At 69.0% G+C, this 15,113-nt stretch carries 14 protein-coding genes and 1 pseudogene; 7 read left to right on the forward strand and 8 right to left on the reverse strand.

The features are described from left to right. Positions 1-7 precede the first annotated feature (7 nt). Together ABD120_RS21270 and ABD120_RS21275 are read right to left on the reverse strand one after the other, a co-directional pair. The gene (locus ABD120_RS21270; RefSeq protein WP_343951709.1) at positions 8-1,327 is read right to left on the reverse strand and encodes a hypothetical protein; all 1,320 of its coding nucleotides are present in this window, start codon (positions 1,325-1,327) and stop codon (positions 8-10) included. Between the two features lie 48 nt (positions 1,328-1,375). Then, positions 1,376-2,632: a nucleotide sugar dehydrogenase gene (locus tag ABD120_RS21275; protein WP_343951710.1), complete on the reverse strand. Its 1,257-nt coding sequence runs from the start codon at positions 2,630-2,632 to the stop codon at positions 1,376-1,378. A 66-nt stretch (positions 2,633-2,698) separates the two neighbouring features. On the opposite strand from ABD120_RS21275, the gene ABD120_RS21280 reads away from it, so the two are divergent. Further along, positions 2,699-3,472, forward strand: a complete 774-nt coding sequence (locus tag ABD120_RS21280; protein WP_343951711.1) for a glycosyltransferase family 2 protein — start codon at positions 2,699-2,701, stop codon at positions 3,470-3,472. A gap of 95 nt (positions 3,473-3,567) precedes the next feature. On the opposite strand, the gene ABD120_RS21285 is transcribed toward ABD120_RS21280, so the two are convergent. Next, complete coding sequence (locus ABD120_RS21285; RefSeq protein WP_343951712.1) at positions 3,568-4,503, reverse strand: TauD/TfdA family dioxygenase; 936 nt, start codon at positions 4,501-4,503, stop codon at positions 3,568-3,570. Between the two features lie 408 nt (positions 4,504-4,911). Between ABD120_RS21285 and ABD120_RS21290 the strand changes: the two genes are divergently transcribed. Both ABD120_RS21290 and ABD120_RS21295 read left to right on the forward strand, forming a co-directional pair. After that, positions 4,912-6,276, forward strand: coding sequence for a helix-turn-helix transcriptional regulator (locus ABD120_RS21290; protein ID WP_343951713.1), 1,365 nt, complete (start codon positions 4,912-4,914; stop codon positions 6,274-6,276). Positions 6,277-6,311: 35 nt separating this feature from the next. After that, positions 6,312-7,340 (forward strand): annotated as a pseudogene (locus ABD120_RS21295) (NsdA family TPR-like regulatory protein); the annotation flags it as partial. Between the two features lie 176 nt (positions 7,341-7,516). On the opposite strand, the gene ABD120_RS21300 reads toward ABD120_RS21295, so the two are convergent. The 5 genes from ABD120_RS21300 to ABD120_RS21320 form a co-directional block, all read right to left on the reverse strand. Beyond that, the gene (locus ABD120_RS21300; protein ID WP_343951715.1) at positions 7,517-8,821 is read right to left on the reverse strand and encodes a hypothetical protein; all 1,305 of its coding nucleotides are present in this window, start codon (positions 8,819-8,821) and stop codon (positions 7,517-7,519) included. Positions 8,822-9,051: 230 nt separating this feature from the next. Beyond that, positions 9,052-9,282: a hypothetical protein gene (locus ABD120_RS21305; protein WP_343951716.1), complete on the reverse strand. Its 231-nt coding sequence runs from the start codon at positions 9,280-9,282 to the stop codon at positions 9,052-9,054. Then, a complete protein-coding gene (locus ABD120_RS21310; RefSeq protein WP_343951717.1) occupies positions 9,273-9,680 on the reverse strand; it encodes a hypothetical protein in 408 nt (135 codons plus the stop codon). Before ABD120_RS21310 ends, ABD120_RS21305 begins: the two co-directional genes overlap by 10 nt. A gap of 98 nt (positions 9,681-9,778) precedes the next feature. Then, complete coding sequence (locus ABD120_RS21315; protein ID WP_343951718.1) at positions 9,779-10,966, reverse strand: helix-turn-helix domain-containing protein; 1,188 nt, start codon at positions 10,964-10,966, stop codon at positions 9,779-9,781. Between the two features lie 121 nt (positions 10,967-11,087). Beyond that, entirely contained in the window at positions 11,088-11,858 is a 771-nt protein-coding gene (locus ABD120_RS21320; protein WP_343951719.1) for a GntR family transcriptional regulator, read from the reverse strand. 249 nt (positions 11,859-12,107) lie between these two features. Between ABD120_RS21320 and ABD120_RS21325 the strand changes: the two genes are divergently transcribed. From ABD120_RS21325 to ABD120_RS21340, 4 genes are all read left to right on the forward strand, one after another. Further along, positions 12,108-12,482: a WhiB family transcriptional regulator gene (locus ABD120_RS21325; protein ID WP_343951720.1), complete on the forward strand. Its 375-nt coding sequence runs from the start codon at positions 12,108-12,110 to the stop codon at positions 12,480-12,482. After that, positions 12,479-13,939 (forward strand): DUF2637 domain-containing protein, encoded by a 1,461-nt coding sequence (locus ABD120_RS21330; RefSeq protein ID WP_343951721.1) that lies wholly within the window; start codon positions 12,479-12,481, stop codon positions 13,937-13,939. Before ABD120_RS21325 ends, ABD120_RS21330 begins: the two co-directional genes overlap by 4 nt. Then, a complete protein-coding gene (locus ABD120_RS21335; RefSeq protein WP_343951722.1) occupies positions 13,936-14,343 on the forward strand; it encodes an SsgA family sporulation/cell division regulator in 408 nt (135 codons plus the stop codon). The genes ABD120_RS21330 and ABD120_RS21335 overlap by 4 nt, the downstream gene beginning before the upstream one ends. A gap of 145 nt (positions 14,344-14,488) precedes the next feature. Beyond that, positions 14,489-14,920 carry a hypothetical protein gene (locus ABD120_RS21340; protein ID WP_343951723.1) on the forward strand — a complete coding sequence of 144 codons (432 nt, stop codon included), beginning with the start codon at positions 14,489-14,491 and terminating at the stop codon, positions 14,918-14,920. Positions 14,921-15,113 lie beyond the last annotated feature (193 nt).

Below are 15,113 nucleotides of genomic sequence, written 5' to 3' on the forward strand. Positions count from 1 at the left end.
TGGGGGATCAGAGATCGAGCGCGTAGGGCTGGCTCGTCTCGCGCTGGCGGGGAGGCGCCCACCAGGAGGCCAGGTGCGGCGAGACGGCGGCCTGGACCTCCTCGGCCGGATGCAGGTAGCCCCTTTCGCCTCGCTGTGCCGTCCACACTCTCACCGACGCGCGGGGGTAGACGGGATGGATTCCGATCTCTCCCTTGGGGATCACGCCGTTGAAGGGGGTGGGTATTCCCTGCTTGTTCCAGTAGTCCCATGCCTCAAGAGCCTTGGCCTTCTCGAAGCAGTGGTAGAGCTGCTGATAGCGCGGCATGTACCGGATCTCGCGGAAGACCATCTGGCCGATCAGCCCAGGCGCGGCGGTGCGGAGCGTGCTGAGATCAGCGTCCAGGAAGGTGACCGACGCCGCATCCTGGGACGGGTGCAGCGCAGTCCGGGCGAACAGGTGCGACAGCCGTCGCCGGACGTACTCGGCGACTCCCGGACCGAGAGCCGGTTCCACGCCCGCGACGAGCTGGACGAGCCGGTGATACCGCGGATTGAAACGGGCCAGGTCGAACAACTGGTCCATGCCGTCCACCGCGGCGAAGGCGAGCCGCTTGTAGAGCCAGTTGTTCAGCTCCCCCGCCTGGGCGTAGGTCTTGGTCTCCGGGGTAACGGAGTGCAGCATCAGATACTCCGACAGCACCTCGAAGTACAAGTAGCCGAGGAACGGCACGTGGATCACTGCTTCGGACAGTCGGTCGATGAACTCGGGTGCCGCAGTGGCGCGACCGGCGGCGTTGCGCAGGGCGACGTCGAGGAACCGGGCTGCGGACCGCAGCCCGGTCAGCACTGCGTGGTCGAGCCGGTCGTTCTCGGCCGGGGCCAAGAAGCTCCGGTAGCGCTCGTAGATACGCAGGTGGATGGCACCGAGATGCAGGTAGTCGACGCCCTTGGGACGGATCGGGGCGTCCGGGATGACTTCGAAGACCATCGGCGTGGTGGAAGGCTTCGTCCGCATCAAGTAGGCGCCGAGGTTGTGGGGGCGCAGTCCTTCACGCTGATCGACGAGAGGCGAGCAGTACAGGGCTCCGACCAGACAGCCGGTGGAGACGTGCAACTGCCGACTGACGCGGATGGCGTCGATGTCCTTCGTAGTGTGCAGCAGGTACAGGGGCCGACCGCTGACGAGCGCCTCGGTCATCGCGCTGTGCCGGATCAGCCACCCGTTGGGGGTGTCACCTTCCAGGTAGTGGCGCCAGTCGTCCTCGCTTTCGGCCAGCGAGGCAGGGGCCGGGCGCTGCACGGGCATGGTGTAGTCGGTGTGTGCGTGTTCCCATTCGTCGCACAAGGGAACTCCTGGGTTGAAGTCAGCGGCGGGCCAGGGGAGTTCCGGGGGCTACAGGGTCTCGACGTTCGCTCCGGACAGATGGTTGCGGCAGTCGAGCACGTACGACGCGTGCTGCTCGATCATCGCGAAGTCGAACCGGTCGTGGCCCACGAGGAGCACCACGGCGTCGGCGGCGGCTACCTCCTGCGCGCTGGCGTCGACCCGGGGCACGTTCAACTTGCCGGTGTCGCTGTCCGGAACGTTCGGGTCAGCGCCGTAGACCTCGGCGCCGAGGCCGGTGAGGAGTTCGGCGACCCGCGCTGAAGGGGAGTTACGGAGGTCGGTGACGTTTCGCTTGTAGGTCAGGCCGAGCAGCAGGACGCGAGATCCCTCGACGGGCAGGCCGCGCTTGTCGAGGCCGGCCACGACGCGCTGGACGACGTAGTCGGGCATGTGCCGGTTGACCTCGTCGGCGAGTCCCACGAACCGGAAGGGGACCCCCAGCTCCTGCTCGATCTTCCACGCGAGGAACAGCGGATCGACGGGCAGGCAGTGCCCGCCGACTCCCGGCCCCGGGGTGAACCGGGTGAAGCCGATGGGCTTGGTCGCGGCGGCGTCGATCGCCTCCCAGATGTTCACGCCGAGGGGCGCCGTCAGCGTCGCCAGCTCGTTCACGAGCGAGATGTTGACCAGCCGGAAGGTGTTCTCCACCAGCTTCGTCAGCTCGGCGACCTTGGGCCCGGACACGGGGACGGTGGTCAGGACGATGCTGTCGTAGAAGCCCTTGATCACTTCGAGGGACCTGGCGTTGATCCCGGACACCACCTTCGGCGTCGAGACGAACGACAACTGCTTGTTCCCCTGGGCGATGCGTTCGGGACTGAACCCGGCCAGGAAGTCCTCCCCGGCCCGCAGGCCCGACGTCTTCTCCAGGATCGGCACCAGCAGTTCCTCGGTGCAGCCGGGATAGGTCGTGCTCTCCAGGACCACGGTCGAGCCGGGGCGAACGTGCTCGCCGAGGGTTCGGGCACTGGTCTCGATGTACGTCAGGTCGGGCACGCCGTCCCGCAGCGGGGTCGGCACGGTGATCACGGCGATGTCGAAACCGGCCAGCGCGGCAGAGTCGGTGGTCACGGAGTACGCGCCGGACTCCTGCACGTCGCGCAGCCGCGTGCAGCTCACGTCCCCGACGTGGGAGTGGCCGGAGGCGAGCTGCTGGACCCGGTGCTCGTCCACGTCGTAGCCGATCACGCGATGCCCCACCATGGCCGCGTGTACGGCGAGCGGGAGCCCTACATAGCCCTGACCGGCGACGACTACCTGCATGTCAGCTCCTGTTCGGTTGCGGTGCTTGAATGGACCGTCGTTCCTGATCGTGCGAGGAGATGTGCTGTGCCTTTGGTGTCTGTCGTGATGCCCGTGTACAACTCTGCGGCCACCCTCGGCGCGGCTGTCCGATCGGTGCTCACGCAGACTCATGCGGAGCTGGAGCTGCTGGTCACCGACGACCAGTCCTGCGACGGCTCCATGGATCTGCTGCGCGAGTTCGCCGAGCGCGACGAGCGCGTTCTGCCGGAGTCGGCACCCGAACGGGGCGGCGCCGGCCGGGCCCGCAACCTCGCGATCGAGCGGGCCCGCGGGGACTACATCGCCTTCCTCGACTCCGACGACCTGTGGCTGCCGGACAAGACCGCCAAGCAGCTCGCCTTCGCCGCGGAAGGCGATGCGCCGCTGACGTTCACCTCGTACTTCAAGATGGACGCCGACTACGCCGGTGAGAGCACCGACTGGGTTCCGAACGGGCGGGTGATCCGGGCGCGGGAGCATGTGGACTATCGCGCGATGCTGGTCCAGGACCACATCGGTGCTCTCACCGCCATGTACGACCGCAACGTCTTGGGCACGAGGCTGATGCCGGAGATGCTCAAGCGGCAGGACTACGCCCTCTGGCTGTCGATCATGCGCGACGGCGCCGACGCCCGGGGTCTGGCCGAGCCGCTCGCGGTGTACCGGGCCCACCAGGCGGGATCGCTGTCGTCCAACAAGCTGTCCTTGGTCAAGTACAACTGGGCCCTGTACCGCGAACATGAGCATCTGTCGGTCCCGCAGGCGACGCGGGCACTGGCAGGCGCTGTGTTGCAGTCCCTGCGCAACTCGCGCATCTAGCAGGGAGCCCGAGCGGGCCTCGCCCCGGTGACCATGCCGCAGGCTCGGGGGCTCAAAGGGGCGCCGGTGCCGTCGACCGGCTAGGCCGTCGACCGCTAGGCGGCCGAGCCGTCGCGGGCCCCCGAGCGCAGGAAGAGCTGGAGGAGCAGCCGCCGGTCGCCCACCGGAACGCTCTCCTGACCGCTGCGCAGAGCCTCCCGGCCGTGCAGGAAGCGGCGCTGGTTCACGATGAGGTAGTCCCCGGGCCGGAGCATGAAGGAGACCTGCCCCCGCACAAGCTCCTCGGAGAGTTCCCTGGCGGCTTCGGCGTGCGCCTGGCCGAGCTCGGACCTCACCAGCATCTTGGCGGTGAACCGGACGAACCCGCCGTCCGGGTCGGAGCCGTCCAGGATCGGGAACGGCTTGTACTCCTCGCCCACGCCGAACAGGTCGAAGAAGGTCCCGTAGTGGTAGGCCGACTCCGCCAGCAGGGCGCGGCAGTCCTCCGGCAACCGCGCCACCGCCGCGTGGGCGTCGGACAGGATGCTGAGGCCGCCGCCGAGCGGGTCGGGGCGGACGCACAGGAGCGTGGAGTAGTCCGGGGGCCGGGTCGCGTTCACCAGGTCCATGTGGAACGCGTTGTACCCGATGCCGCTGGACTTGCCGGGGTCCTTGTCGACCTTGACCCCGATGTCCTTCCAGAGCGGCCACCGTGGGAAGGGCGAGAAGGGGACGGCCACCTCGGCCGCGAAGGCCAGCGCCAGCCGCAGGAACCGGTCGTCGCCGGTCCCCAGCGCCTCGGCGAGGTTTCCCAAGCGCAGCACGGCGTATCCGCCGCCCTCCCCGGTCAGCGCGTGGCGCAACGTCGCGGTGGTCTCCTTGACCAGCGGCACGGACTCCATCTGCGCCTGATACCGCTTGAGCGTGGCATCCGCCAGGAGGGAACCGGATATGTCCCAAGCGGGCAACGCACCTCCGATCTCGATCAGAGCGGCTTCGAGCGGCTTCGACAAGGTGATGAAGGCCGGCGACTTGGAGCCGGGCTGGATCATGCTGCACTCCTTGGGTTGACGAGGGCAGTGGGCGGTGCCGGTGCACTTCCCCTTCCTCCAACTGGGCCGGACGGTGCCGGTGGTGCGACCCGGCGGTCTCGCCGGGGCCTTGGGCTGGCTGCTCCGCGATGGTCTGCGCGCTCATCCGTGCTCCTCCCCGGTGAGAGTCCCCCGGACCGCTCCGGTTCGGGCCCGTCCTGGCAGCTCCGAGTCGGAGGAACCGCTGCGAGCGCGGTTGCTTGAGTCCACGCTGACGCAGGTGGCGACCGGCGGATAGACCTGGCGGCGTTGCTGATCGCTGCGCCGCAGCGCAACGGAGAGCAACGAGAGTTCACCTGACCGCGAGACGGCGCGCCGATATGATGCACGCACCGCACGTGTTCACGACCGCGCGCAGCGGAGGCGTTGATGAACGTCAGCTCCCAGCCCGCAAGTGCCGGCGAAGTCCGCGGCCACCTGCTTCGTCGCGCCCGTGAAGTCCGCGGCTGGAGCCAATCGGAGATGGCTCGCCGTCTCCGCGAAGCGGGCACGGGCCGCTATGCGGTGAACACCAGGCGAGACGGCATCTGGTACTGGGAACACGGGCGAATCCCGGACAAACCCACCCAGATACTCATCGCCGACATTCTCGGTATTCCGGTGGAGACGGTTGATGAGCGACCATGGCCTGAGTGGTTGTCCGAGGACCCCATTCAACGGCCTGCGCCACGACCATGGACGCTCCTCGGCGCCGCTCAGTCGCTGAACGAGGTCGCAGGGGGTGCGGTGGACGTCACACGCAGAGAACTCGCCCTGATCTCCGGTGGAGCTCTCACCGCGTCGCTGTTCGCCTGGATCACCGCCGACCCCGTCGCCGCCGGGCAGATCACCACGGGACAGCGGATCGGTGACGGCGCCCTCTCGCGTCTCGAAGAGCGCGCGAGAGTGCTGCGCCGCATGGACGACGCCGACGGAGGCGGAATCATCCTGAGCGAGACCGCCAGTGCCCTGGCCCTGGCAACCGGCCTGCTGCGTGATCGTCGGTACAGCAATGCCCACGGGTCCCGCCTGTACGCCGTCGCGTCCGACCTGGCACGCCAGCGTGCCGCAGCCCTGTTCGATGTGCGAGGAGAGTGCGCTGACGGCGCGTTCGAAACCGCGTTGCGTGCGGCTCATATCGCCGGCGATAACGCGCTGGGCGCCAACTGCTTGGCTTTCTGGACGGTGTCGGCCTACAACTCCGGCCGGCTGCACGACGCCGAGTCCATGGCCACGGCCGCGCTCGCCGCTGTCCGTGGCCGGACAACGCCACGTATCGAAGCGATGCTGACGTCCCGGCGAGCGCGAGCGCGGGCACATCTCAACGACCACCGGTGCTGGGCGGACTTTGACCGCGCCGAAGAACTCCTCGCGCAAGCTGACGGCCACGACGACCCGGACTGGGTTTACTGGTTCGACCAAGCCGAGCTCCTTGGCGCACGGGCCTCCAGTCTCCGCGACATGGGACAACCCAAGCCCGCCGAGACCACCTTCGCGCAAGCCCAGGCCCTGTTCGCTCCGTCGTGGCTGCGCACCCGCGCGCTCTACCTGACCCGCCAGGCGGACGTGCAGTTCGCACAGGGCCACATCGAGCAAGCCTGCGCGACTGCAGGCGAGGCGCTGGAGCTGACAGAGGCGATCAGCTCTCACCGTTCCATAGCGCCGTTGCTCGACCTTGCCGGACGGCTCGATGCCTACGCTGTACCGGAGGCGCGAGGCTTCTGCGAACGCGTACGAACGGTCCTCGCAGCATGAGGTGACCCACCGATGATCACTGGCAGGGTGATCCGGTCGCTCGGCTGGCCGCACTGGGAGAGGACGACATGCTCAATCGCCGGACGGTGCTGACCTCGGGCGCATTCACACTGGCGGCGCTGACGGGCCTGTCCACCAGCGGCACAGTCTCGCCCTCCCGCGCCACGACGAGGCGGGCCGGATTCGGTGACATCGAGCGCATCCGCGTCACCACGCGGGCCTTCGCCGACCTGGACGACCAGTACGGTGGCGGGCATGCCCGCCACGCGGTCGCCGCCTACATGGTGCGCGAGGTCACCCCACTGCTGCACGCGACCAGCGGCCGAGCCCGGCCAGAGCTGTTCCGCGCCGCCGCCGAACTCGCCTACCTGGCCGCGTACATGGCGATGGACGCCGGAAAGAACGCGCTGGCCCAGCACTACTACATCAGCTCCATCCGCCTGGCCGACGAAGCCGGCGACCGGGTACTGCGCGCGACCGGCCTGCGCAGCCTGGCCGTACAGGCGACCGAACTCGGCCACAGCAGCCAGGCCCTCGCCCTGGCCGAGGCGGCGGCCTCCTCGCTGAAAGGAAACGGCCCGGAGCGCACCTTGGCGTGGATCACCGGCATGCAGGCCGAAACCCACGCCGCCGCAGGCAGCCAGCGGGACTCGTTCACCCTGCTCACCCGCACGGAAAAACATCTCGAACGAGCCGACTCGCTCCCGGACTCCGATTGGACGGGCAACTACCGGCGCGAAAGCTTCGAGCACCAGACGGGGCTGGCCCTCACCCAGCTCGGCGACCATGCCACCGCCGCCCGCCACTACCTCGCGTCGATGGCCGCGCGCAGGCCCGTTGAGCGCCGGTCACGGGCTCTGATCGGCTTGCGCGCGGCGCACGCCCACCTTCTCGCCGGACAGATCGAACAAGCCGCCGCCGCTGTCCTGGTCCTCGGGCCCGGCCTGCCGTCGATCGCCTCGGCGCGCGTGCAACGCCAGCTCCGCCAGCTCCGCGCGGACTGGCAGCCATACCGCAGCAACGCCCACATCGCCGAGGCGGATCATCTGACGACTACGGGGTGAACGCCCGTCGCAGTGCTCACCAGCGTCGACCGAGGTCGCGCACGATTTCGGACATCAGAACAGTGCCTTCCATGGCGCGGGTGCTGCTCATTTGACTTCAGGACCGGGCCCACCATTGGCGGCTCCGCAGGAAAGAGGTGCGGGATGGTTGTGCGGGCCGCTGCCCAGAGCCGTATTCATGCGAGGGTGGCGATGTCGGCGCCGAGCGCGTGCAGTTTGCCGGGCAGGTCGGGGTGGCCGCGCCGCAGTCCGGTCAGGACGGTGGTGCCGGAGGCGGCGAGCGCGGCGACCAGCAGTGCGGCGCCGGTGCGGATGTCGGTGGCCTCGACCGTGGCGCCGGTGAGTCGCTGGGGGCCGGTGAGGTGGCAGGCCGTCCTGGAGCTCTCGGTGATGACCGCGCCGAGCTTGCGCAGCTGGGGGACGAGGTTGGCGTGTCGTCCGGGGTTGATCTCGTCCTGGAAGGTGTGCAGGCGGCCGGGGAGGGTGAGCGCGAGTGCCATCAGTGGCGGCTCGAAGTCGGCGTCCAGGCAGGATGGGGACGACAGGGACGTGATCGAGGCCAGGGCGTGCAGCGGCGCGCCGGTCAGCTGGGCGGGTGCGTCGAGTTCGACCGCGTCGCGGTCGCGGGTGATGGGGAAGCCGAGTTCGGTCAGCAGGTCGAGCAGCGGCGTGAGGTGGGCGGGGTCCACGCCGTGGACGCGGCCGCGGCCGCCGGTGGCCGCCAGCGCGCACAGCAGCGTCCCGGCCTCGATCTTGTCGCCGGGGACCGTCCAGACGGCGGGCCAGCAGGGGCCGGGCTCGAACGTCAGCGTGCCGTCGGGCAGGTAGGCGACTTCGTGCCCGGACCGGTGCAGGGCGCGCACCAGGCCGGTCACCTCCGGGCTGGTGTTCGGGCCGCGCAGGAGCATCGGCCGCTGGGCGAGGATCGCGCGCAGGATCGCGGCCACGGTGGCGCCCCGGCTGGGGAACGGCAGCCGGATCTCCACCCGGGTGGGCGGCTGTTCCTCTCGCGTGGTGATTCGGTAGCCGCTCTCGCAGGTGTGGACGGTGTCGCCGAACGCCTCGTACACGGCGAAGTGCAGTTCCATGCCGCGGTCGCCGAGCGCGCAGCCGCCGGGCCAGGGGAGTTCGGCGCGGCCGGAGGCCAGTAGGGCGGGCACCAGGTAGTAGGAGCCTCGGGTGCCGGTGGCGAGCCCTCGGTCCACTTCGCCACGGCGGCCGGGGTCTGGGGTGGTGTAGAGGACGTTCGCGGCGTCGAGGACGGCGCGGGTGCCGGTGGCGTGCAGGAGCTGGACCAGCATGCAGACGTCCTGCGAGGAGGGGACGTTGGTGAGGGTGACGGGGTGGCCGACGGTCGCGGCGGCGGCGATCAGGGGGAGTGCCGCGTTCTTCGAGCTGTCCACGGCGATGGTGCCCTTCAGGGGCTGTCCGCCACGTATGAGCAGCTTGTGGGGCAGGTCCGATCCGATGTGCTGAATCATCAAGGATCCTCGTCGTGGTCGTGGTCGTGGTCGTGGTCGTGGTTCCGTTCCGGCGCTCCCCGCCGAGGTGCGGCGGGTTCGCCGTCGAGCGTTCGTTCATGAGCGGTTTCGGGCGCGCGGGGGCCGGGTCAGGGCGTGCCGAAGCCGACGCCCTGGCCGGTCGCGGCTGGCGTGTTGGGGACGCGGCGGCCTTGTTCCGCCACGCAGGGATGCGGCCCTGCGCAGGAGGGTCAGCCGATCGGCGGCCTGCCCGGGGAGGGGGGCAGGTGGATCTCCAGCCAGATCCCGGATGGGCCGGCCCCGATCCGGCTCTCGGTCAGCCACGCCGAGTGGATGTGGGTCATGGCGGCGGACAGGGTGAAGAGCTGGTGCGGGCGGTCGTTGATCACCCACCCGCCTCCTCCGACGCTGCGGGCGACGGCGGAGCCTGCTTGGGCGTACCCGTGGTACATCAGGAGCACGGCGGCTCCTCCCCGGCCATGGTGCTCGGGCGCGCGTCCTGCTCGCGATAGTCGCGGTTCCGGCCCAGGACGATTCCGTTGGCCAGCAGCTCGCCGAGGGGAATCTCAGTCAGCTGCTTGTAGTGGTCGGCCAGGCGCTCAGCGGCGCGCTCAACAGTCAGGTACACCATGCGGCGAGGCCACTTTCGCCGGTGGTGCGGGTCGGGCTCACGCCAGTACACCCGGGTGCCGTCGATGCGGACGGTCAGCCCGGTGTAAACCGACAACAGCACAGTGTCGGTATCGACGTTGGTGACGGTGGGGATGTTGTGCCTGGCCGCCAGGAGCGCGGCGAGGTCGGCGGCCATACGTTCGGCGGCGCCCGTCCCTTCCGTAACTGGGGATGTGTGGGAGGTCACACTGTGAACGTAGATCCGCCTTGACAGGCTGTCATTGATACTTTGCGCGCACCCGCGCCGAAACTTTCAAAGGTGCAGGTCAGCGCAGTTGGAGGAGCTTAGTAGGCGAGTCCGACAAGATCGGCTAGTCGCCGCATTTCGGGCGTGAGGGTGCGGCGGCGCTCGGTTACCCTGGCCAGGATGTCGCGGGCGTAGCGCTGAGCGGACAGCCATTCTGGCGCGTCATCGCCCAGTTCCGTCATGACGATGAGCGCCTCGTTCGGGCGGCGCAAGGAGACCAGCGCGGAGGCGACGTCGAGCCGGTGACGGTTGCGGCCGACGGAGTGGGCGTGCGGCAGGTTGGTCATGGGGATGCGTTCGGCGATGGCCAGCACCTTGTCCGGTTCGTCAGTGATGATGGCGTTCTCGGCGCGGATCATCGCCACGGTGACCGGCCCGAAGGTGCGGTTGGTGGAGGTGTCGGAGATGGCCTCGTGCCCGATGCGGATGGCGGCGGCTCGCGCCAGCGTAATGGCGTCCTCGGCTTCCCCGGGCCGGTTGTCGCGGATGGCGGTAGTGCTGACGCCCAGCAGCAGGCGGCCCCACAGGGTGAGTTCAGCCGTGGTTGCGCGCGACAGGCGCGGTTCGATGTCGTCGGCCCACTCCGTGGCAAGAGCGCGGGCTTGGGCCAGGAGACCTTGGCGTAGGTAGAGCCAGACCATGGTGTTGACGGCGGCGGCGGCATCGAGCCGGTCGGCGGCGATGTCGATGGCCTGGTGCAGGGTGGGTTCGGCGAGGTGGAAGTTCCGGGTCTGGGTGAGCACCCAGCCGGTGGTGTTGAGCACTCGCGCGCGTACGGTGCGTCCAGGGCCGTTGATCGCCTCCGCGTCGCGGATCAGGTGCGGGAGCATGACGGCTACTTCGCCGTACCGGTTGTCCGCCAATACCCGCTTGAGCTCGTTGAGGCCACGCTGTACGCCCTCGACGGAGGGTTCGTCGTCGGGCTGGCCGAACTGTCCGAGCAATGCTTGGCGGACCGACTCCCACGTCTCGGGGCTGGTCACCTTCGTGTGCTCCTCGGCGTCGCCAGCGGTGCCGAGCAAGTCAGTGGTGCGCACGCGTAGCGCCGTTGCGAGCTTTCGTACCTTCTCCAGACGCGTGCCCTCGACCACGCCCGCCTCAAGCTTGCTGATCAGGCTGAGGGAGACACCGGAGGCTCGGGCGAGCTCACGCTGGGTCATGCCGCGTCGCTTGCGTACCGAGCGCAGCCGTGGAGCCAAATCGGCCATCGTGCTACCGTCGGACATAGCCCTACACCTCCTGGAGACTCGTCATCCCCAGGCTACGGTCGTAGGGCTTACTCATGTCCATACCTGGCCAATATCTCCCGTACAGTCACAGGATTCCGTGCCGAGGTGGCCGCCTTGATCACGCCGGGGCGGGGTTCTCGGCAACCGGGTGGAACGGCAACTCGTGGACTTGGATCCGGATGCGTTGAGGGTTGGCGACGAAGCGGACCAGCTCCACGGCGCGGTCCTGTCCATCACGGACCACCCGCTCGGCCGCTAGGACATGGGCACCGCGCGGCAGCTTCAAGCTGGCCGCCTCGGAGGTGGTCGAGGGGCGGGTCCACACCGTGGCGTGCGTGACAACGGCGGGGGCGTGGCCGAGGTCGGCCAGAGCGGCAGCGGTTCCCGCGACCGTTACGGCCAGGCGGGCGAGCGCGCTGTCCTTGACCAGGTCGGCGGGGTAGTACGCCCAGTCGAGCCGGACCGTGTCGCCGTCGATCGTGGCCTGCCGGACTCGCGTCACCACCTCATCGCCGGTGCGCAGGTCGAGCAGGTCGGCCACGTCGGCCGTGGCCGCCTCACGCCCGACGCCGGTTACCACCAGGTCGCCGACGAGGCCGGCCCGCTGGCAGCACCATCGCCATAGGCCGCCAGGGGCAAGCACGTTGAGCGGTACGTCGACAATGGCGGGCACGGGGTCGAGCACGAGCAGGCCCTTGTTGGCGACGCGGCGGACCAGGAGCTGCTCGGTGAGCGCGCGGGCGGCTGCGGCGATCGTGTTGGTGGCCACGCCGCCGTACTCCCGGCGGAGCTGGTCGCGGTGCGGCAGGTAGGAGCCCGGCGGGAACTCGCCGCTGCGGATGCGCGATTCAAGGTCGGTCGCGATCCGCTTCCACTGCGGCTCTGCCACAGGGCCCCCTCGTGTCCGGTGATCAGAGAGAGGTTAACGCGTCTCGCGGCAACGTCCCTACCAGCTGAGTTGACACGAGTCTCCTTGGGGACTCATCCTGACCTACGCGCGCCTCCTGTTGTTGCAACAATAGGAGAGGATTTGATCGAAGAGGGCGGCCCCCGGATTTTGATGCGTCAGCCAAACGCTCCGGGAGCCGCTGTATCTCCCTCACCCGAATGTGAGCCACGACCCGAAGGACGTGAAGAGATGTCCCCCAGTATCGCATCGCCATGGCCGAATCAGGACGTACCCACGACAACCCTGCAAGCGCAGGTGGCGGCAAGGGCCGCCTGTGCTGGCCGCGACGTCGACGACTTCTTCCACGGCAAGACCGGCCGCGTCGGAGCTGCGCGCCTGTGCGGCCCCTGCCCCGTCGTCGCCGCTTGCAGAGAGCTCCAGACGCGCCATGACCTGGCGCGCGTGCTCGCCGCCAGGAACAAGGCGGAGGAACTGTGTCTCATCTACGGGGTGTTCGGCGCGCAGATCGCCGCAGATCGCCGCGAAGAGGTGCGCACGCGCCTGCGTACTCTCAAGTCGCAAGCGATACCGCTTGCGACTACCCCCCAGGAGGCGGCGGCGTGAAGCTGTGGTTCACCCGCAAGGACGATCTCGACCCGGAGCAGGCTCGCCAGCGGCTGGAAGCAGAGCGGCTCAACCAAGAGCGCCTGGCGCTCCTCGTCCGCGGAACCCGTGAAAGGACCCTGGCCGAGGACACGGCCCGCCGCGAACTCGCCGAGCAGGCCGCCGCCGAACGGGCTCAGGCCCGCAGGGAGGCCGAGCGGCGGCATGCTGAGCGCCGCGCTGCGAGCCGGCAGCGATGGGCGCGGCGCGGCTTCCACGCGACCCTGGCCACCGGCATCGTAGGCGTGAACGCGGCGGCGGTCCTCGGGCAGGTCCTCGCGCTGGTCCTGGTGTCCGGGTGGCCGTGGTGGGCGGCGCTGCCCCTGGCGATCGTTGTGGAAGCGATCGCGAACATCGTCGGGTACTTCAGCCACGACAAGACCGTCAAGGGCTACTCCGCCCCGCTCCTGCGACTGCTGTCGCTGGCCATCGCCGCCGCTATCGGATGGTTCAACTGGCAGCACAACCTCGACCACCCCCTGACCAGCGGCTACGCAATCGTCTTCGGGTGCGCCTCGCTCTTCTCGCCGGTGCTGTGGCAGCTGTACTCGGGCTGGCGGCGTTGGGACGCGCAGCGGGAGCAGGACCTTCTCGTACGGCAGCAGCCGACGTTCGGCGCGTGGCGATGGGTCATCCCCTCGTTGCGGGACGAGACGTGGGCCGCATTCAAGATCGCCGTTGCGGAGGGGATCACCACCCGCGATGAGGCGCTCGCCCGAGTCCGGATCGAGGAGCTCCGCCAGCAGGCGCAGGCGGCCGTCGTCACCACACACGGGCACGCCCTCGAACTTGCACTCGCGCAGCTCGCTGCGACCGCCGACGAGTTGTGCGGCCCTGACCCCGATCCGGCGGCCGTGGAGGCCATGCGCAACATCCAGCACTTCATCAGCCGATTCGGCCCGATCGTTCCGCCGTTCATTCCCGCAAGCGAAATCGCTCGCGGATCGGATCGGCTTCCGATCGAATCGGGCTGCGGCAACACCGCTCCTACCCCAGCGCCCACCGACCGCGATCGGATTCCCGCCCCGATCCCCAACGAGCCCGATCGGATCGATCCGACCGTGACCCCGACCGATCCGACCCCGGTCGGCTCCACCCGATCGGAGTGGCCGATCGACCCACCCGAATCGGTCGAGCCGAGCAACCCCACCCGACGCGACCAGGCCACCCGATCGTCCGATCCCTCCTCGGATCGGACCAGGTCAGCACCCAATCCAACCCGATCCGATCGGCGACGGACGCGCCCGATCGAAGAGCTCCGATCGGAAGCCGCCGACCTGATCGAGCAGGGCGCACTCGATCGGCCCGTTACCGCCGACCGGCTGATGGAGGTCCTCCGGATCGGACCAGGGAAGGCCCGGTCACTGCGCGACCAGCTCAACCAGGAACCGATCAACGGATATGAGGTAGCCCCATGAAGTCCATCCAGATCCGCCTCCCGCTCGTCGACGCCGATCCCGTCCACGATCGGGCTCTCATGGTGTGGCTCGTCTACCGATCGGACGACCCGTTCTTCGTGACCCTCTTGATCCGCACCCGCAAGGGTATGAAGACCGTCGCGGAATACCCGCGGCAACAGCTCGACGACGCGCTCGGCCGCCCGACCCGGTGGGCGGACATGCAGGTCCACCCGAATCCCGCTGACGTCGGCTCGATGCTGGTCCGCCTGCCCGGGGCGATGGGGGAGCGGCTCTACCTCGTGGACAAGCGCCTCGTGGTCGCCTTCCTCATCAGCAGCTACGCCGTCGTCCCTGACGGAGGCGAGTGGGAGATCGACTGGGACTCCTGGGCAGCGAGCCAGGCCGCTGAGAGCACCATCTGATGTCACGCACGGCGAGATCATCACTCTGGTGTCGGCCTACCAGGACCCGCTGACGTTTGCGTCGCGGTCCGTTCCAGGCCCATCGAGGGCTGGGACGGACGGTGGCCCTGGACGCCGACACCCATGCGTACTTGAGGACATCGCCATGACCCTTACCGCCGAGCAGACGAGCAAGTTCCCCCGAGACAAAGAACTGTGCCGCGCCGCGCGCATGGCCGCGCTCCGGCACCGCCGTTCCCTGGTCCTGCTCGCCCCCGTCGTGTGGATAAGCGGTCTGCAACTGGCTGGGTGGCTGTTCGAGGTCAACGCGATGAGTCTCCTGTGGCGCCTTAGCCTGGTCATCGTCGTGGTCGAAGCGGCGGTCGTCTTCGTCGCGCGGCGCGGAGCCGCCCCATTCGGTGTAGGCATCACCTTGAGCCTCCTCTGGCTGCTGGCCGCCCACATCTGGGGTCCGTACGGGGGGACCGCACTCGTCCTGTGGAGCGTGGGGCTGGTGATGGCGCTCGTCCTGACTCCCGGCCAGGAGCACGAGCAGCCCAGCGGTGACGTCGAGGCGGCCACTGAGGATGTCTCTTGAGCGCGCCACACGGCCCTTGGTCGTCGTCATCGTCGTAGCGGTCGGCGGCCAGCTGGGGTGACGCCCGCCTGAGGGAGGTAGAGGCGGCGCTGGCCTGCCTGCCCGTCGTTCGGGCTGGTGACACCTGGGCGCTGCCGACCTGGAAGGGCGCGCTCCGGCCTGGTCGGTGACCCCGCGCAACGCCGTGCGGACA

Source organism: Nonomuraea longicatena (assembly GCF_039525605.1).
Lineage (GTDB): Bacteria > Actinomycetota > Actinomycetes > Streptosporangiales > Streptosporangiaceae > Nonomuraea > Nonomuraea longicatena.

Excerpts from the sequence above, each read along its gene's own strand:
- ABD120_RS21325 (WP_343951720.1), top strand. The coding sequence starts at position 12,108 with ATGTCCCCCAGTATCGCATCGCCATGGCCGAATCAGGACGTACCCACG.
- ABD120_RS21290 (WP_343951713.1), top strand. The coding sequence starts at position 4,912 with ATGAACGTCAGCTCCCAGCCCGCAAGTGCCGGCGAAGTCCGCGGCCAC.
- ABD120_RS21340 (WP_343951723.1), top strand. The coding sequence starts at position 14,489 with ATGACCCTTACCGCCGAGCAGACGAGCAAGTTCCCCCGAGACAAAGAA.
- ABD120_RS21300 (WP_343951715.1), bottom strand. The coding sequence starts at position 8,821 with ATGATTCAGCACATCGGATCGGACCTGCCCCACAAGCTGCTCATACGT.
- ABD120_RS21315 (WP_343951718.1), bottom strand. The coding sequence starts at position 10,966 with ATGTCCGACGGTAGCACGATGGCCGATTTGGCTCCACGGCTGCGCTCG.
- ABD120_RS21275 (WP_343951710.1), bottom strand. The coding sequence starts at position 2,632 with ATGCAGGTAGTCGTCGCCGGTCAGGGCTATGTAGGGCTCCCGCTCGCC.
- ABD120_RS21335 (WP_343951722.1), top strand. The coding sequence starts at position 13,936 with ATGAAGTCCATCCAGATCCGCCTCCCGCTCGTCGACGCCGATCCCGTC.
- ABD120_RS21285 (WP_343951712.1), bottom strand. The coding sequence starts at position 4,503 with ATGATCCAGCCCGGCTCCAAGTCGCCGGCCTTCATCACCTTGTCGAAG.